This is a genomic window from Planctobacterium marinum, assembly GCF_020687805.1.
Classification (GTDB): Bacteria; Pseudomonadota; Gammaproteobacteria; order Enterobacterales; family Alteromonadaceae; genus Planctobacterium; species Planctobacterium marinum.
Genome location: NZ_JAJEWQ010000003.1, coordinates 189,741 through 208,119, shown reverse-complemented (window position 1 = coordinate 208,119; position 18,379 = coordinate 189,741). Strand labels below are relative to the sequence as shown.

Genomic DNA, 18,379 nt, shown 5'->3' with positions numbered 1-18,379 from the left:
CGACTATTGCAAAGATTGGTATTGGTGCTCAACTTTCAACAGGTGATCTGAGTTGCTCAGGTGCAGCTCAACCGGGCGCTGCAGAATAATCTGTCCTTGCACCACAACATCGGCGTCGATAACCAGGGTGGGGCGCTCATTTCGCAGTGCGCTGTTGTCTTCGTTGCTCTTAAAGACAATGTCACCGGTGATAACACTGTTGGCATAGATTGATACATCTCCGTTTACATTGGAAATGTTGCCGGCAACGGTGACTGTGCGTAGTGTGACATCGCCATTAACTGACGTAATGTCACCATTAACCTTGCTCTTGCCATCCAGTGTCAAATCGCCATTGACGGTATCGATACTGGCTAAAACCCGCAATTGTTTGCCACCATCTATGTCGCCATTTACCGTAGAGATACGCTGGCTGCTGACATTATCACTTAGTTCAATATCGCCATTCACTGAGCTGACATTGGCGACGGTCGCGCCGTGACCTATCTGAATATCACCATTGACAGTATCAACGTCGCCTACTGTTTGACCACTGGCCACTTCAATATCGCCAAATACGCTGTCCTCTCCGCTGTTGGGAGAACGGTAACTGCCGGGGCCAACGTGAATAACACAGGCGCTCAGCATACTGAGCAATAGTGCCAATGGGATGATTCTTACCATAGTGTATCCAATATCAAATTTAACGAGCTGCGTTAGCAACAATTCAGGCGACATATTATGGACAGGTTTTGGCGCCAATACCATCGCCAACCGGATACTGATTGTAAATGAATGTGTGTCACCTTGTGGTTGTAATAGTGTTAAAAACTGGCAATCTTGCTGTCATGACATAAATTTATAGTTGTATGCATTGTGTCGCCACCTGTGAATTGCGCGGGCGGCGCTCAAAGATACAACCTGACAATAACCTGACAGGTTATTGCTAAGTCGAATTTTTTGTCGGAAACCAGTTTGAGTGCGCTAAAACCCATACACCACAGAATCCGGAGCCGTTATTTGCTGGCGCTATCCGCGATTGCCATTTTGGTAACCGCGTCAGCGTTGGGAATTCAATTCTTATTGGCCAATCAAAAGGACGATGCGCAAATCGTCAATATAGCGGGCATGCAGCGCATGTTGTCGCAAAAAATTGCGTTGCATATCAATCAACTGCAATTGGTTTCGGATACAGATGAAGCATACGCACCAAAACAAAAGGCGAGTTTAAGAGCCGCCATCGACCAGTTTCAACAAAATCATTGGTTTTTAATTGGTTCTGAACAACCCAACGACAACGAGGTTTTGAGTCCAACACTCAACGCATTGTATTTTGAGTCAGCAGAAAATGGCAGCCTGCACGACAGGGTACTGCATTACATCGCCGAAGCGAAAAAAGCGGCTAACAGAAATGACTATCAACGCACTGTATTTCAATCCGACAATACCGAATCTTTGTTGCGCCAATTGAATGAGGTGGTTACCCAATTTACCCGCGAGGCTGAGCAAAAGGTACAATTACTCACCCGTGTCGAGTTATTACTCTGGTTGCTGACGTTGCTCGTGCTGGTCATTGAGCTTTTCTATATATTCAAGCCCATGGAACAGGCAGTGGAACAAACTCTCGCTGATTTGCTGGCAGAAAAAAATCGGGCTGACGCATTGCGCCAGGAAGCTGAGCAAGCGAATACTGCAAAATCTGTGTTTTTGGCCACTATGAGCCATGAACTAAGGACCCCCATGAATGGCATTTTTGGCATGATTGAACTGGCTAACAACGAGGCGTCCCAGGAAAAGCGCAGAGAGTTTTTGTCAAAAGCGCGATACTCAGGCGAGCAATTACTGCAACTGATCAATGATATTTTGGACATTTCCAAAATTGAAGCCAGTAAAATGCAGTTGGAATGCAATGACTTTGAATTGCCTAAAATACTGGATAGCTGTTTGGCCCCGGCCGCGGTAACCTGCGAAAACCGCGGTTTAGAATTTGAATATGTGTCCCTTTCTGCCATACCTCAGTGGGTCCGTGGGGATGGCATTCGGCTTATGCAAATTGTTAATAATCTGCTTAGTAATGCGATTAAGTTTACTGAACAGGGCAGAGTCAGCGTCTCGGTCAATGTCGAAGAACTGGATTCGGGCTATCGCCTGTCACTGCTGGTGGTAGATACCGGTATTGGTATGACAGAACAACAGCTGCAGAAAGTATTTAAAAAATTTGTTCAGGCCGACGATTCCACAACACGTATGTACGGAGGAACAGGGCTGGGATTAGCAATAACCAAAGAGTTGCTGAAAATGATGGGCGGCAACGTTGAAGTGCAAAGTGAATTTGGCAAAGGTACCACCTTCAAGGTTTTCCTGCCGCTGCAAAAGTCTCAACAAACCGTGAAAGAAGTGCGCTTTCAGCCTGATTTCAAACAGAAAAAAGTGGCGGTGATTGATGATTTGGAAAGCAGCCGTTGCTATATCGAATTATTGCTACAGCAAATTGATATCCCCTGCGATTGTTACGAAAGTGGTACCGCGTTTTTGCAAGATGTCCACAAGTTGCAGGAATACTGTGCCGTTGTAGTGGATTTGCACATGCCAGACCTGGATGGTTTCGCACTGGTTGGAAAATTGTCTGATAATGCCACCACACCCTGTCCCCCCTTTATTTTGGTTTCTGCCGCCTCAGATATTGCTCATTTTAAAGGTCAGTTACCTGATCAGTTCTCAGCGGTGTTTAACAAACCCATCAATGAACAAATGTTTCTTTCTACCATGCGCCGTTTGTGTGACAAAGACGAAGTAAAACAGTTGTCCTTCAAGATATTACTGGCGGAAGACAACGAGATAAATGCCCAAATTGCGATGCACATTCTGGAGTCAGAAGGACATTCGGTAACACACGTAGACAATGGTAAAAAGGCAATAATGCAGGTAGAACGCCATCATTACGACCTTATTTTAATGGATATCAATATGCCTGAAATGGACGGGCTCACTGCCAGCAAAATCATACGGTTCGAAATGGGCATGGCGATACCGATTGTTGCGTTAACCGCCAATGCCTATGAATCGGATAAAACCGCCTCACTGGAAGCGGGCATGACGCACCATATCACCAAACCCTTTAATCGAGACATGATCTTATCTGTTCTGGATAAAATTCACGAGGCGGAAGCTGCAATCAATCAGACTTAACGCAATGATTAATCGGGTTATCTGGTCTATAAATATTCAGGGTTTTTGCAGCGACCATAAGGGATGCTGAGCAGGTATTGAATGGCGACTAACCAGGCCAAAAAAACGAACGGGAAAACAGTATGAATCTTTTCAATTCCATCAGTAAAAAAGTGATGTTGGGGTACGCAGGCATAGTGATGGTGCTTGTTGTTACGTCGTTTTTTATGTATCGCGAATCGTCTATTATCTTTGCCCAAAAAGAAACCTTTGTTCAGGAAACGTTACCCACGTTACGCGCTGTGGAACAAGCCTCCGCTAGTTTGAGCAGTGTTCAGGTGGCGTCTTTTGGTTTGTATGGACTCACCATTGAACAGGAGGGATTTCAACGGGAAATTAATCAACTCAAAAAACAACTGGACAATCACCTTCAGGATATCAGCCGGGCGGGTCTGGCCAGCAGTCAAAAATTAGAGAGCGAAAAGCAAAAAGTATGGCGGGATGTAACCCGTCTGCAAACCATTATGACTGCGTCTAACATCGACTGGGATGGTGCCAGAACGGCACTGGCCGATATTCAGCAAAACATGCAAGGGTTGCAAAAATTGCTGACTGAGGTCAAAACGCAGGCATCCAATAATGCCACCGATGCCTCAGATAACATCAGCGCTGAGATTTCCATTATGCGTACTTTGATCGTTTTGTCAGTGTTGTTAACACTGGCGATTACGCTGGGATCATTTTTGATGGCGCAACAAAAAATAGCCAGGCCCATCAAGTCATTGTCAACGCAACTGGACCGCATTGTCGCAGAGCATGACTTGTCTACTGATGTTTCCATGACCTGTGATGATGAAGTGGCAGATGCGGCAAACAGCGTCAATGAACTGTTGACGGCATTTCGTCTAGGCAACAAAGAAATTCAAAGTTCGGCTACCGTGCTGGTGGATTCAGTAGGACAGTTAAATCATTCCGCAGAAGTATCAGAAGAGCAGGTTCAGTTGTTTTCCCGTCACATTCGGGAACTGCTGGACAAGATCAGTGCGCTGGAAGCCTCTATTGAGGATTCTGCAAACCGCTCGTCTGCCGCCTCAGAAACCGCGCTGAAAGGGGCCGGGCAGGTTCACGAAGGGGCCAACAGTGTCAGTAATACATCCGACAGTATTGGCGCGCTTGCCCGCGATATTGAGAAATCCGCAGAAATGTTGTTAAGTTTAAAAAATGCCGGTGATCAGGTAAGTTCAGTGGTTAAAACTATCGCAGAAATCGCCGAGCAAACAAATTTGCTGGCATTAAATGCCGCCATTGAGGCTGCCCGCGCCGGTGAATCTGGTCGAGGTTTTGCGGTGGTGGCCGACGAAGTGCGGACACTGGCATCCAGAACTCATGATTCCACCCATGAGATCAATACAATCCTGGATAAAATTGTGTCTTCAATTACCTCCACCGTTACATCGATGGATTCCAATAAGGAAAAAGCCACCGAAGCAGTTGCCCTGGCAGAGGCAACAGTGAATTCGCTGGATGACATACAAAAAACAGTAATGCGACTAAGTGATGAAAATGGCGCTCTGGCGTCTTTAGGCCAGGATATCAAAGGTGATGCCGGAGAAATGCGCAACAGTATTGACGTGATTCAGGAAGCCAGCGAGCGGGTTACGGAAAGCAGTAAGGAAACCAAACAGGCGGCCACCTCGTTGGCTGATATCTCAGCGTCCTTAGATGAAGTGGCCCGGCAATTTAAGGTGTGAGAATCAGTAGCAAATCTATGCTCGCTGAACGCTTTGTGGCCCGGATTAAAGCAAAACGGCGAACCATAATAAAACACTGATCAGGCCAAACACAATCCAGGACAAGTGTTTGCCTCCAGAGCCAAGCAGTGAAATTAAAAAATGGACGGCAAAAGTTGCGGCGATAATGTGGATCACTGACAGGTTTTCTGCACCGGGATGACTCATACAAACAATAATGGCGGCAAACCCCAGCCAGGCAACAGACGTGATATGCCACGCAAAGCGCAACGTTCGTTTGGTAAAATCATCGCTGCCAAGCAGCTTAGGGAGGTTTGTGCGGGTAAACAGCCGCGATAAAATAAAGCGCTCACCGAGATATGAGTGCGCTGCCGCAATAGCCACCAGTAATATTGCTGCACCATAATATAAAAATTCCATTCCCGCTCCTTTGTATCCAGATTACCGCAATATACTGTAACAGGCTAATAGCCATCAATTCCCTTCGGCCACCACACTGTTAAAGAGTGATTCGGTGGCAGCGCGACTCAGTTTTTCCGACTTCGCGATTTCCAGGTATTGTTCCGGCGACAATGGTGAGTTCTGGTGTAACATCACCAGTTCACTCACCAGGTTAGCTTCATATAATACCCGACCCATCTTAGTTTTTGCCGGGCGTTTTATGGTTAAAGCTAAATCCTGAATGGCCTGTACCACGGCCTCAGGCATCTGCCACTCCTTAGCCACCATCACACTGATCTGCATCGATTTTTCATTGAGTAGTTTTTTGAATATCAGGGAATTTGGGCTTTCATCAGGACTGGCATTGCGAAACGCATTAACCATCAACTGAAAAATCATGATTTTACCAATGTCGTGAATGAGTCCGTTCAGATACGCGGCCTCATGGTTTAGCTTGTTTTTAGCAGCGATATGTTTAGCGACCATCGCGGTACTGAGGCTGTGGTCCCAGATTTTTGCACCAAACATTTTAAAATAGATGGGACGAATATTGAGAAGTTGTTTAAAAAAGCGCATCAGAATGTGCTCTTTAACGCCTTCGGCACCGATTAACATAAAAGCATGACCGAGATTGGAGATTTCTTTTCCGGAGTGGTTGTACATCGGACTATTCGCCACTTTTACCATATGACTGGCTAGCGCCGGCTCCCGTTGCACAATTTGAGAAAACTCATCCAGATTAAAATCCTGAGTCTCCAACATGGATTTTAACTGAGTGACAGACTGGGGCAGTTGTGGCAAATGCTGAATCATCACCTCTGGTCGGTTAAGCATTTTATTGGTATCAATCAGGATCTTTTTTTCCAACGCATTCACCGTTTTTTGTTCTGACTCTTCTCCCAATAAAAAGGTGTAAAAGCGAAAGGATTTCTTATTCATAAAATCCTGGGCAGCGTCTATTTCCTGTTGCGTGATATCACCGTACTTTTTTTCTAACGTTTCAATTGCGCTATATTCTGGCTTGTTCGCTTTTTTTGTCTTGGCTTCGGCAGGAGCAGGTGTACTGTCCAGAAATTGCAAAGGGGCCTTTTTGGGGGCCGGAGATAAAAATGCGAATAATTTGCCTAACATAATCCTGACCTGGCGGGCTGCTGCGTAACGATGGCTGATAAAATTGTGGCGTTGAATGCGCCCGGGTGCAACAAAAAAACGCGAAAAAGGCGGGAGGTGGCGCAATAGTGAGTATTGCGCCTGTAATTGTCACTATTCAGGTATCAGACTGTTTACCGCAAACTCACCGGCATCGCCAGCCAGTACCCGGGTTAATTCCGGCAGCAGGCGCCTGGCCTGTTCCGCCATTGTCCAGGGAGGATTAATCAGAATCATGCCCGAACCTGTCATACCTTTTTCGTCACTGTCTGGCGCGATGCATAGTTCTAACTGCAACACATTGCGCAAAGTGGATTTTTGGATTTTGCGCAGCATCAGGTTTACGTACAGCCTGTCTACCACCGGATACCAAATCAACAGGCTGGTTTGCGGCATTTTTTGACGGGCTTTTTCCGCAGTTTCGATAACCTTTTCGTAATCTTCTTTCAGTTCGTAGGAAGGATCAATCAGCACCAACGCACGTTTACTGGCTACCGGTAACAAGCTATTCAAACCCACAAAACCATCTTCCTGGCGAACAAATGTTTGCCTTTTTCGGGTACAGTGCTGCGCTAACTCCGCAAAGGTTTGCGGGTGTAACTCAAACAACCAGCTCTTGTCGCCGCGGCGTAACAGCTCATTGACCAGGCCTGGTGAGCCGGGATATTGCCCCTGAGCGACAAAGCCTTGCAGTAATGCTACAAAATCCTGCATTTCCGCTATGGGCTCAGCCAGTAGCCGGGTGACACCTGTCTCGAATTCTTTCAGCTTTTGGGTTTTACTGTCGTTGAGCCGGTAAATGCCTGCACCACCGTGGGTATCAATATAGTCAAAGGGTTTATCCTTTTTTTGCATATAACTCAGGCACTCAAAAAGCACCCAGTGCTTAAGGATATCGGCATGGTTGCCAACGTGATAATGATGTTGATAACTTAGCATTCCTGCAGACTCCACTGACCGGTTTGATGAAAGTGTTGCAATTGTTGCTGGTACTTTTCCTGATCGCCGGACAACCCCTTATGAGCCAACCACTGCGGATTGTAATAGGTATTTTTGTATCGGTTGCCCGAGTCACAAATCATACTAACAACACTGCCGGTTTCTCCTCGCTCGTACATTTTGGCGATCAATGCGAATGCTGCGTAAAGATTGGTTCCGGTCGATGCGCCCACCTCTCTGTTGAGGGTTTTATTGACCTGTTGCATGGTGGCAATTGAGGCGGTGTCAGGGACTTTTGTCATTTCGTCTACCACGGTGCGAATAAAAGACGGCTCTACTCTGGCACGGCCGATGCCTTCAATATTAGTGGCAAGACAGGAGGTGATAGCGGCATCGCCATTGTGGAAATAGTCGTAAAATACCGAGTTGCTGGGGTCAGCAACCAGCATTTTGGTGTCAAATCCCTGAAACCGGATGTAGCGACCAATAGTGGCAGACGTTCCGCCGGTACCGGCACTGACCACTACCCAACTGGGTATTGGATTGGGTTCCCGTTGCATCTGACTAAAAATACTTTCCGCAATATTGTTGTTGCCTCGCCAGTCGGTAGCCCGCTCGGCAAAGGTAAACTGGTCCATATAATAACCGTTAGTTTGCTGGGCCAGCGAAGCTGCTGCCGAGTAGATTTCAGCAGGGGGCACAAAATGGCAGCGACCACCATAAAATTCAATTTGCGCGACCTTCTCTTCAGAGGTGCCTTGCGGCACTACTGCGATAAAAGGCAACCCCAGTATTTGCGCAAAGTAGGCTTCGGAGACGGCGGTACTGCCGGACGAGGATTCGACAATCGTAGTGCCTTCCTGAATATTGCCATTGCACAACCCATACAAAAACAAAGACCGCGCCAAACGGTGTTTTAAACTCCCGGTGGGGTGGGTACTTTCATCCTTTAAATAGAGCTGAATACCCTCAACGGCTGGCAGTGGGTATTTTATCAAATGGGTGTCGGCAGAGCGTTGATAATCCGATTCAATTTTATTGATGGCTTGTTTTACCCAATCCGTCACTGGTGTCTCCGATGTGATTTTATCATTATTGTAGAGTGATGCCGGAGTGTAGCACAGCCTGACCGGCGGCATATCTGACAAGCCATAATTTCCCCTCGGATTTTGTAAACCTGTGTTGTCTTGCTGGTGGCTGCTAAAGACAGCGTATTGTCTTGAAAAAAATTTAAGCGTGTTTTAAACCTTTTTGACAGGGACAACGACAAACTCTGGTAATAGCAATCAGTCATATATGCCTGAATCCACAGGAGCGGGCAACAAAACTCAGGTTAAACAAGGGGAAATACAACATGATGCAACAAATTCAAACCATAAAACGCAGTATTGTGACTTTAGCAGGCGCGGTGATCTTCACCGGATTAGCCCATGCCGCTGACATTGAACATACCTATGAGGTGAGTAACGGCGGCACCCTGGAGCTAAAAACGGATGTCGGTTCATTGCAAATTCAAACTCACAATAAAGAAGAAGTAGAGATTGAAGTGGATATTCAGGGAGATGACGCAGAGGATTTTAAAGTGTCCCACTCAGCCAGCGGCGGTGATGTGTCGATAGTGGGCACCTTTGATCGCGGCGATCGGTTTTGGGGTCGTAATATGCGGGTTAAATTCACTATCACTGTGCCTAAAGACTACCACTTAAACCTGAGAACCTCAGGCGGGTCAATTGATATTGAGGATTTAAACGGCAACGTTGATGCCCATACATCCGGTGGCAGTATCGAAATAGCGGATATTACCGGTGACGTCGAGCTACATACCAGTGGCGGCTCCATTTCTACAGGTTCAGTGAACGGAGATTTAAACGCGCACACTTCTGGCGGTAGCATCAATGCTATCTTTGCCAAACAATTGACCGATGATGCTAAGTTAGATACCAGTGGCGGCTCGATTACTGTGCGCATGATTGAAGACATGAAAGTGGACATCGACGCCAAAACCAGTGGTGGCAGAGTCAGAACTGACTTCAACGTTAATGGCCGCATTTCGAAGAAGTCAATTCGCGGTGAAATTAACGGCGGTGGACCACGCCTGAAACTGCATACCTCAGGAGGCAGCATCAACATCAGGGAGTACTAATTCCCGGTTTTTAGATGACCTCGCAAGCCCACTTTCAGGTGGGCTTTTTTATGTCTGTCAGGTACTAAAATTGGGTAAGAGAATGTTATTATTCTTCTTTATATACGCAAGATGGGGGAGTTCCATTCCCGAGCGTATCTCTCATTCAGACTCCTGTTGAGTCAATGATTAAAAGGGGAATAAGCGCCAGACACCAGCTGGCCTTATTCGGCTGGCTGAACTAATTACTTAGATTGAGAAGTATTTACTCAATAACGCCATTAGTGTTGGGTAGCCTGAATCATTCTTCAACGGATCAGGTTGTTTTGTACCTGAGTCATTTACAATCACTTGACCTTTACCATTTTTGTCTGTTGGGTCTGGCTGTTTTGTTCCGGAGTCTTGAATTAGTATTGGGTTAGCTCGCTGGGTTTTATTTGGGTCAGGTTGTTTTGTTCCTGAAGCTAGAGTTGCAGTTGATGCTAGAACTAGTGCAGTTGCCAAAATTACTTTTAAACTTTTCATGATAATTTCCTCTTTAAATAATTAGATTGTTTTGTGGGACACGATTCACATTAAGAAATGTGGGAGACGCTCCACAAAAGTGATTATGAAGATTTATCGAGGATTGAGCAATTTTGAATCAGCTAAGCTTCGAGTTCTATAGCCTTGAGGTGTAAAATACTCTGTATAATGATCACATACAGGATGAAAACGGAAAGAATACCATTGAAATATGGGAAAAAATTATAAACATATAACACTTCTTTATAACTCGTTAAGTGTCTTATGTAAAACTCAAAGACTGCGAGAGAGCTGCTAATTATAAACCCTGCATTGGCTAGTAGTAATTGAGAATCTAATGCTAGTGGCGCAGGCTCCCATTTAGGGTTAAGTTCAATCAACCAAAATACGCGCATTCGTAGAAACCTCCTGACTATTATTAGTATCGTTATCAAATAACAGTACCAGAGTATAAAAGGAGCGTCGTAATCCGAGATGTACCAATAAAACTCTATAGACGCAGCTAAAGTAAGAAATGTTAAAGCATAGGCGCGTATAAAACCGGAAGAAAAATAAAAGCATATCGCGATGAGCATCAGGTAACTTGGGATTTTGAATGCGATCGTATTCTCTAAAAAGCGCCACATCAGTTCTTCCAAAGCTCTTTCAGCTATGAAAACTGAACATATGGAAAGTAAGTCTATATTCCTTCTAAATGTGATAGCGATTGCAATAAAACATATTAGAACAATTGGATCGAATATAAAGGGTTGGCCAAAATAGGTGGCGATGCCAACCACCAGGGCTGAGAAAACCAGCCCTGAGAGGGTTTTTTCCGCAAAGGCTAATGCCAGCATTAAAGCCTAAAGGATTTTAGTACAAAGTCTTTGAAAGCTTGATAAGTGTTAGGTGTTGCACGCGGACGGCAGATCTCCCACCACTTTTCCTGCAAATCAGATTCGATCGTTTCTATAGTGTTCTGGTGACAGTTCTCTATAGCGACCACGGTTTCTCTGGATATAAAAAGTCGCTCCGCCATCTCCTGTTGGGTAAGTCCAGCGTCCTTGCGCATTTGGCGCAGCAATTTAGATTTAGCCAGATGTTTTGGATTGTTACTTTTTACTCGCATGATGTTTACTATCGTTGAGACATTGATGAGTTATTAATTTACCGATTGATAAACTGTAACACATGCTTGTCGGTTAGTGAATCTCCTCCCACAAAATAGTGCATTTTGTCACCAGTCGGAGCAATCATACTTTGGTCTAAAAATTTGACCTGAATGCTTAAAATATAATCGAAAGATGATTATGTTCAACAGAATTGTTAATTTTGCGCCACGAAAGTTAGTTGTATTGCATATATTGAGTCGGGTTTTGCAATCAACAGAAACAAAAGAGAAATACAAAACAGGCAGGGATGGCTCGGATTATGGGGTGCTCTGTATAAATTAGAGGGTAATTGAATTTGTCTGGCAGAAAATTCATGGAATAATCGTGACCTTTGCATCGTTTCAACTTATTTTAATCCGTTCTTTTCACGAGCGTTGTTCTTTTCACGAGCGTATTAGTTTAGTGGAAAGGCAGGAAAAACAAGTTTGTTTCGAAGCGGGTTGGCGCTTTCAATCCTCTTCCGGCACTAAGGAGATTCATTGAGTTTTAAAGCTTTTTCAGTCGCAATAATGGTATGTGTGTTGTGGTGCACTAAAGTAACCGCACAGCCTATTATTGCTTACACCGAAATACTGTATCCATTTCAGTACCGTGATGATAATCAGCAATTAACCGGTTATTCGGTTGAGGTATTGCGTCGTCTTTTTCAGTTGACGGAACAGCAGTATGAAATTCGCGTATTGCCCTGGGCGCGGGCATTTAAAAACAGCCTGAATCAAAAGAATGCATTGATTTTTTCCATTGCACGCACGGCGAAACGGGAAAACATGTTTAAGTGGGTGGGTAAAGTAGGAGAAGAAAAAGCCTGGTTTTGGGGCTTAAAATCTCGTTTCCGGCAACCTGTTGCGCAAATTGATGAGTTACGTGATTACCATGTCGCCGTCACTATTGGTACTAATGCTGCGGAATATCTGGACGGACTCGAATTTAGCAATATCACTCGCTCTGTAGATGCAAATAACAGTCTTAAAATGCTCTTTATGGAACGTACCCACCTGATTATCGAATCGCGTAATGGTCTGATGGAAAGAACCCGGCGAAATGGCCTGGACTTCAACGCACTGCAGCCAGTTACAGCCTTCCCGTCACTTAACAGTGAGCTGTATTTTGCCTTTAATGTGTTGACAGACGATGCACTGGTACAACAATTCAAAGACGCCTTACAGCAATTAAAAGACAACGGTGAGCTGGCGCAAATTCAGAGCCGCTGGGGTGTGCAATAAACATCAGGTTTGCTTAAACGGCAACAGGCTGCATGCCTGCGCCTGATACTGTGCGATGTGCTGTTGCTCATTGTGCACAAAATCCTGAACCGCTCGATTGAACTGCGGATTTGCCAACCAGTGTTGTGAGTAGCACAAGGTGGGTTCAAAGCCGCGTTGAATCTTGTGCTCGCCCTGGGTACCCGGATTAAACAACGGTATTTGCTTGGCAATCGCGAACTCTATGCCCTGATAGTAGCAACATTCAAAATGCAGTCCGTCAATGTCTTGCAGTGAGCCCCAATAGCGCCCGTACAGGCCATTTTTGTCGTAAAAATAAAGTGCTGCCGCAACAGGATCTCCGTGCTTTTCCGCCTGCACAATCAGTAAATTATCCGCCATAGTGGCAAATAGTGTTTTAAAAAAGTCCAGGTTGAGGTATCCCTCGTGACCACTGCGTTTCAGATAAGTTTGTTGATAGCAGCTGTAGAAAAATTCCAGATGTTCCGGTTGCAAACTGTCCTGACAGAAACGGCGAATAACAATGTTGTTGTCGTGGATTTTGCGTCTTTCTTTGTTCACATTTTTCCGCTTGCGCGAGGCAAAGTGACTCAGAAAATCATTAAAATCATTGTAACCCCGGTTATACCACTGAAACTGAACACTGTGTCTTGTGCTCCAAGTTGCATTGTCGCGTGCCGGTAGCGATTCCGGAAATAACACATGGATGGAAGACAAACCTAACTTTTGCGACTCCTGTTGTAATGCGCTTAATATCTGTGCTTCGATAGTCGCCTTATCGGTTGTTGCTGATGTTATTACTCGCGGCCCCGTTACCGGTGTAAAAGGAATAGCGTTTACCAGTTTGGGGTAGTAGTTTAGCTGATAGCGTTGATAGGCATCAGCCCAGGACCAGTCAAATACGTATTCACCGTAACTATGGGTTTTGATGTAAAGCGGCATGCAGGCTACCGGTGTGCTATTGTCTGTGACCCATAAGTGATAAGGTTGCCATCCGGTTTTTGCGGTAACTGAACCTGATGTTTCCAGTGCCTGCAAAAACGCATAACGTAAAAATGGATAGTGATGGCGTGTCAGTTGATCCCACTGCTCACTATTAATTTGAGTTAATTCAGGACAAAATTGCAATTTTAACGACATTAAACGGCCAACTGATTTCGTGTTTGAAGAATCCCAGAACAAATTGACTGCACCGATTCGGGAAGCGGCTATTCGCTTACTGAGCAGGCGCGAGCATAGTCAGGTTGAGCTTATACGCAAGCTGACGCAAAAGGGCTTTGATGAAAACGCCTGTCATCTTGAAGTATTGCGCCTGAAAGAACAAGATTATCAGTCGGATTCCCGGTTTGCCCAGATGTTTATCCGGTCCAGAGCTGCTAAGTATTATGGGTTTGCCAGGATCAGAGACGAACTGCAACAACACCGGGTGTCGGCAGCAGTAATTCAGACAGCTGTCGCAGATGCACAGGTAGATTGGTTTGAACTTTGCCGTCAGGCGCGGCAACGCAAGTTTCGCGACGCCGAGCCACAGGACTGGCAGGCTCGTCAAAAACAAAAACGTTACCTGTGGCAGCGGGGCTTTTCCGAAGAGCAGATCCAATATGCATTAACGAGCAACGACGATGATTAAGTTTGCTCTGAAGCTCACTCATTTCATGTTGTAGAGAAATTTGCCGCCACCCTGAATCAGCGTAAAGCGTTGAAATTTATTGGATTTCAGGCTGTCTGCGTCATATTTAATGACAATACCGGCAGGATCAAAACGAAATTCCAGTTCAGAATAGGCAGTAAGCGGAAATGCGCCTTGTCCGCTGGCCTGAGCCATCAGTTTTTGATTTTCAATAAAAACACGGATATCCAACGGCAGGTCCTCACTGCTGAAATCGCCGGTCAATTTCGTCATCGTTGTTTCGTTCAGGGCCTGGGCTTTAGCGGAAAAGTCAGGAATCAGTAATTCTTTGCCATACAGGCTACTCAATACCGCAATGAGAATGTCGTTGAAACTGTAATTCATGGCGTTGCTTAACACAGTGATGGCTACGTCATCTTCCGGGTTATAGGCGTTGGCTGATAAAAAGCCGTCTATTGAGCCGTTGTGACCTAAAAAGGTATGTTCGTGAAAGGGCAGGGCATATAAACCAAATCCATAGCCATCTTGCAGGCGGATCATGGCCTGTAAGCTGTCATCTGACACCAGCTTGCCCTGAAATAATCGACTAATAAATTGATTAGCTTCTTTAGCCGTTGACACCATTGCCCCGGCGCCATGAGGAATACTTAAATGGGTTTCCGGCGACAATTGCCAGCCATCGGCGTAATAATAAGAACTGGCTTCTGTCTCGCTATCTATGGCGTCACCATAAAGTGTAGCCGTGAATTGCTGAGGTTCACTGAGGTGTTCCGCGATGATGTTAGCAAGGGGTTTTTGATACACAGATTCCAGTATGTAACCCAGTAAAACGTAGTTTGAATTGGAGTAGGCGTGGCGTTCATCCGGCTCAAAATCAGCGGGGTATTGCACTATGATATCCAACATTTCAGCCTGCGTTTTGGCTTTGGTCATGTAGGTTGGGTAATCGGGTTCATCGGTAAAACTGTGTATACCGGAGCGATGATTCAACAAGTGCTGGATTGTGATGCCATCAGCATTGGGAATATCAGGAAAGTAGCGACTCAGGGGGCTGTCCAGGCGTAATTTCTGCTGCTCAATGGCCTGCATTACCAACACCGCCGTATAGGTTTTAGTTACTGACCCGATACGAAATCGCGTAGTCGCGGAAAGCGGCACCCGGTTGGCCACCGAAGCACTGCCGGCATAGTGTTCAAAAACGGGTTGTCCCTGAACCGAGATATAAACCGCAGACATGGCTTTGTGGTTTTGATTCAGGGCATCGAGGTATTGACTAAGTTGGCTGCGGTTTAAGTTCATATTGTTGTGTTCCGTCGCTTTTGTCTGTGTCATGGTAGTGATGGTTAACACTACGCCCAGAATCACGGCTGTGTAGAAATTCATTGGTCTTTCTCTCGTCCTTGGGGTTGCGATGCAATAACCACATGCTAACAGGATTTTTACCAAACTGTCATTGCCCAAAAAACGGCCTAGTGTGGGATTTTGGCAGCGCTTTTACCCGGCAACCATCAAAATTCGGATTAAAGCTGTTTATTTATACTCAGGTAAAACTAATCAATTTTAATTAGCCCTTGATTCATGCTATCTTGCGCCCTATTTCAAAACAATTCGCGAATTTTAATTAGGATGCCCGATGACCAAAAGTACGGCTGAGATCAGAAACTCGTTTTTTGAATATTTTCAGAGTCACAACCACCAATTAGTTTCCAGTTCCTCACTGGTGCCTCATGACGATCCCACGCTGCTATTTACAAACGCGGGTATGAATCAATTTAAAGATGTTTTTCTTGGTTCGGATAAGCGCAGTTACACCCGGGCGGTAAGTTCGCAGCGCTGTGTGCGTGCCGGTGGTAAACACAACGACTTAGAAAACGTAGGTTATACAGCCCGTCATCATACCTTTTTTGAGATGTTGGGTAATTTCAGCTTTGGTGATTACTTTAAAAATGAAGCGATTCGTTTCGCGTGGGATTTTCTGACTCAGAATCTGGGCCTGCCGGAAGAGAAACTGCTGGTTACTGTGTATTCCGAGGATGATGAAGCGTTCGACATCTGGAACAAAGAAATTGGTGTACCGGCAGAAAAGATAATTCGCATTTCTACCTCAGACAACTTCTGGTCAATGGGCGATACCGGCCCCTGCGGTCCTTGCTCCGAAATTTTTTATGATCACGGTGCACATATCTGGGGTGGCCCACCGGGATCGCCTGAAGAAGACGGTGATCGCTTTATTGAAATATGGAACCTGGTTTTCATGCAGTTTAACCGTCAGGCTGACGGCACCATGGAACCCCTACCTAAACCGTCTATCGATACCGGCATGGGACTTGAGCGAATCTCAGCCATTTTACAAAACGTACACAGCAACTATGAAATAGATATTTTCCAGAATCTAATTGCTGATGCCGCCAGGATTGTCGGGGTTAGCGATCTGGAAGATAAATCCTTACGGGTTATTGCCGATCACATTCGCTCCTGTGGCTTTTTAATCTGTGATGGTGTTATGCCGTCTAATGAGGGCCGTGGTTATGTGTTGCGCCGAATTATTCGCCGCGCGGTTCGTCACGGTAATAAGCTGGGGGCCAAAGATGTATTTTTCTATAAGCTGGTGGCGTCTCTGGTTGCGCAGATGGGCGAAGCTTATCCAGAGCTGAAAGAGCAGCAAGCGGTTGTAGAGAAAGTATTGAAGCTGGAAGAAGAGCAGTTTTCCCGTACTTTGGATCGTGGCATGAATATCCTGAATGACGCTATCGCACAGTTGCAAGGTGACACGCTGGCGGGTGATGTGGCGTTTAAGTTATACGACACTTACGGTTTTCCATTGGATCTGACCAACGATGTGCTGCGGGAAAAATCATTAAAAGTAGACGAAGCGGGTTTTGAAGCTGCAATGGCAGAGCAACAGAAACGCTCACAGCAGGCCAGCAACTTCGGTGCAGATTACAATAACATGCTGAAATCAGAACAGATTTCTGATTTTACCGGCTATGAGCAGGAACAGGGCTCAGCTAAAGTTGTCGAGTTGTTTAAGGATGGTCAGGCAGTACAATCACTTAACGCCGGAGATGAAGGTGTTGTGATTTTGGATCAAACACCGTTTTACGCTGAATCTGGTGGTCAGGTTGGGGATACCGGTTATCTGAAAGTGGCAAATGGCCAATTTGTTGTCGCAGATACTATTAAGTTAGGTAAAGCAGTTGCTCATAAAGGCAAAGCGGAATCGGCGCTGAGTGTCAACGACACAGTAACCACTGAAATTGACGCAGAACGCCGTCAACAGATTAAATTAAATCACAGTGCCACTCACCTGTTACATGCTGCACTGCGCACAATTCTGGGTAGCCATGTTAATCAAAAAGGCTCCCTGGTTGAGGCTGACAAACTGCGTTTTGACTTTTCTCACCTGGAAGCGGTCAGCAAGGCTCAGTTGCGTGAGATTGAAACCATGGTTAATCAACAGGTTCGGGCTAATAACAGTCTTCAGACCAAATTGATGGAACTGGAAGAGGCGAAAGCGTCCGGTGCTATGGCGTTATTTGGTGAAAAATACGATGAAAAAGTGCGTGTAGTTTCCATGGGCGACTTCTCCGTTGAGTTGTGTGGCGGTACTCACGTGGAGCGTACCGGCGACATAGGCCTGTTTAAAATTACCTCTGAAGGTGGCATCGCTGCGGGTGTCAGACGTATAGAAGCCATTACAGGTGCAGCCGCGCTGGCCTATACGCAGTCTGCCATTGAAGCAGTAAGCACCATTGCTGATAAACTTAAAACCGATCCGAACAAGGTTACAGACCGTATAGACGCGATAACACAACAGCAAAAATCTTTGGAAAAAGAAGTTGCACAGTTAAAACAGAAGTTGGCCAGTCAGGCGGGGAACGATCTTATTTCAAAAATTGTTGAAATAAAAAGTACCAAAGTGCTGGTCTCTGAATTAGAAGGGGTTGAACCAAAAGCTTTGCGCGGCATGGTGGATGATTTAAAAAATCAAATTGGTTCAGGAATTATCTTTCTCGCTGTGAAAAGTGATGACAAGGTTAATTTGATTGCTGGCGTTACCAAAGATTTAACCAATCAGGTAAAAGCTGGCGAACTGGTTAACTTTGTAGCGCAACAAGTGGGTGGTAAAGGTGGTGGACGACCAGATATGGCCCAAGCAGGTGGCACTCAACCCGAAAATCTGTCAGTTGGACTAAAGTCTATCTCGACATGGTTAGAAGATAAGCTATAATCCAAATTACATACCAGTTTTTTAATGACGCAAAAAAATAAGGAACGGTATCGGGTGCGCTGAACCGGAT

16 protein-coding genes are annotated in these 18,379 nt (G+C 45.5%); 6 read left to right on the top strand and 10 right to left on the bottom strand.

Annotation, left to right across the window (positions count from 1 at the left end; genetic code table 11):
- Positions 1-3 precede the first annotated feature (3 nt).
- Positions 4-663: a DUF4097 family beta strand repeat-containing protein gene (locus LJ740_RS10695; RefSeq protein WP_229529084.1), complete on the bottom strand. Its 660-nt coding sequence runs from the start codon at positions 661-663 to the stop codon at positions 4-6.
- 336 nt (positions 664-999) lie between these two features.
- On the opposite strand from LJ740_RS10695, the gene LJ740_RS10690 reads away from it, so the two are divergent.
- Positions 1,000-3,168 (top strand): response regulator, encoded by a 2,169-nt coding sequence (locus LJ740_RS10690; protein ID WP_229529083.1) that lies wholly within the window; start codon positions 1,000-1,002, stop codon positions 3,166-3,168.
- A gap of 122 nt (positions 3,169-3,290) precedes the next feature.
- Positions 3,291-4,898 carry a methyl-accepting chemotaxis protein gene (locus LJ740_RS10685; RefSeq protein WP_229529082.1) on the top strand — a complete coding sequence of 536 codons (1,608 nt, stop codon included), beginning with the start codon at positions 3,291-3,293 and terminating at the stop codon, positions 4,896-4,898.
- 45 nt (positions 4,899-4,943) lie between these two features.
- Here the strand turns inward: LJ740_RS10685 and LJ740_RS10680 are convergent, their stop codons facing one another.
- From LJ740_RS10680 to LJ740_RS10665, 4 genes are all read right to left on the bottom strand, one after another.
- Entirely contained in the window at positions 4,944-5,318 is a 375-nt protein-coding gene (locus LJ740_RS10680; protein ID WP_229529081.1) for a hypothetical protein, read from the bottom strand.
- A 54-nt stretch (positions 5,319-5,372) separates the two neighbouring features.
- The gene (locus LJ740_RS10675) at positions 5,373-6,470 is read right to left on the bottom strand and encodes an HDOD domain-containing protein (RefSeq protein ID WP_229529080.1); all 1,098 of its coding nucleotides are present in this window, start codon (positions 6,468-6,470) and stop codon (positions 5,373-5,375) included.
- A 132-nt stretch (positions 6,471-6,602) separates the two neighbouring features.
- Complete coding sequence (locus LJ740_RS10670) at positions 6,603-7,427, bottom strand: 23S rRNA (adenine(2030)-N(6))-methyltransferase RlmJ (RefSeq protein WP_229529079.1); 825 nt, start codon at positions 7,425-7,427, stop codon at positions 6,603-6,605.
- On the bottom strand, positions 7,421-8,575 hold the full coding sequence (locus LJ740_RS10665) for a PLP-dependent cysteine synthase family protein (RefSeq protein WP_229529078.1): 1,155 nt from the start codon (positions 8,573-8,575) through the stop codon (positions 7,421-7,423). Before LJ740_RS10665 ends, LJ740_RS10670 begins: the two co-directional genes overlap by 7 nt.
- Positions 8,576-8,781: 206 nt before the next feature.
- Here LJ740_RS10665 and LJ740_RS10660 point away from each other — a divergent pair, with 206 nt between their 5' ends.
- The gene (locus LJ740_RS10660; protein ID WP_229529077.1) at positions 8,782-9,570 is read left to right on the top strand and encodes a DUF4097 family beta strand repeat-containing protein; all 789 of its coding nucleotides are present in this window, start codon (positions 8,782-8,784) and stop codon (positions 9,568-9,570) included.
- Between the two features lie 228 nt (positions 9,571-9,798).
- On the opposite strand, the gene LJ740_RS10655 is transcribed toward LJ740_RS10660, so the two are convergent.
- The 3 genes from LJ740_RS10655 to LJ740_RS10645 all read right to left on the bottom strand — a co-directional run bounded on the left by LJ740_RS10655 (position 9,799) and on the right by LJ740_RS10645 (position 11,182).
- Positions 9,799-10,074, bottom strand: a complete 276-nt coding sequence (locus tag LJ740_RS10655; RefSeq protein WP_229529076.1) for a hypothetical protein — start codon at positions 10,072-10,074, stop codon at positions 9,799-9,801.
- A 122-nt stretch (positions 10,075-10,196) separates the two neighbouring features.
- Positions 10,197-10,910, bottom strand: a complete 714-nt coding sequence (locus LJ740_RS10650; protein WP_229529075.1) for a hypothetical protein — start codon at positions 10,908-10,910, stop codon at positions 10,197-10,199.
- Entirely contained in the window at positions 10,910-11,182 is a 273-nt protein-coding gene (locus tag LJ740_RS10645; protein WP_229529074.1) for a helix-turn-helix transcriptional regulator, read from the bottom strand. Before LJ740_RS10645 ends, LJ740_RS10650 begins: the two co-directional genes overlap by 1 nt.
- Before the next feature lie 522 nt (positions 11,183-11,704).
- On the opposite strand from LJ740_RS10645, the gene LJ740_RS10640 reads away from it, so the two are divergent.
- Positions 11,705-12,448 (top strand): substrate-binding periplasmic protein, encoded by a 744-nt coding sequence (locus tag LJ740_RS10640; protein WP_229529073.1) that lies wholly within the window; start codon positions 11,705-11,707, stop codon positions 12,446-12,448.
- A 3-nt stretch (positions 12,449-12,451) separates the two neighbouring features.
- On the opposite strand, the gene LJ740_RS10635 is transcribed toward LJ740_RS10640, so the two are convergent.
- The gene (locus tag LJ740_RS10635) at positions 12,452-13,588 is read right to left on the bottom strand and encodes a GNAT family N-acetyltransferase (protein ID WP_229529072.1); all 1,137 of its coding nucleotides are present in this window, start codon (positions 13,586-13,588) and stop codon (positions 12,452-12,454) included.
- 43 nt (positions 13,589-13,631) lie between these two features.
- Between LJ740_RS10635 and LJ740_RS10630 the strand changes: the two genes are divergently transcribed.
- Entirely contained in the window at positions 13,632-14,078 is a 447-nt protein-coding gene (locus tag LJ740_RS10630; protein ID WP_229529071.1) for a regulatory protein RecX, read from the top strand.
- A gap of 18 nt (positions 14,079-14,096) precedes the next feature.
- Here the strand turns inward: LJ740_RS10630 and LJ740_RS10625 are convergent, their stop codons facing one another.
- Positions 14,097-15,461 carry a serine hydrolase domain-containing protein gene (locus LJ740_RS10625; RefSeq protein ID WP_229529070.1) on the bottom strand — a complete coding sequence of 455 codons (1,365 nt, stop codon included), beginning with the start codon at positions 15,459-15,461 and terminating at the stop codon, positions 14,097-14,099.
- Between the two features lie 250 nt (positions 15,462-15,711).
- On the opposite strand from LJ740_RS10625, the gene alaS reads away from it, so the two are divergent.
- The gene (alaS, locus tag LJ740_RS10620) at positions 15,712-18,309 is read left to right on the top strand and encodes an alanine--tRNA ligase (RefSeq protein WP_229529069.1); all 2,598 of its coding nucleotides are present in this window, start codon (positions 15,712-15,714) and stop codon (positions 18,307-18,309) included.
- Positions 18,310-18,379: the final 70 nt, after the last annotated feature.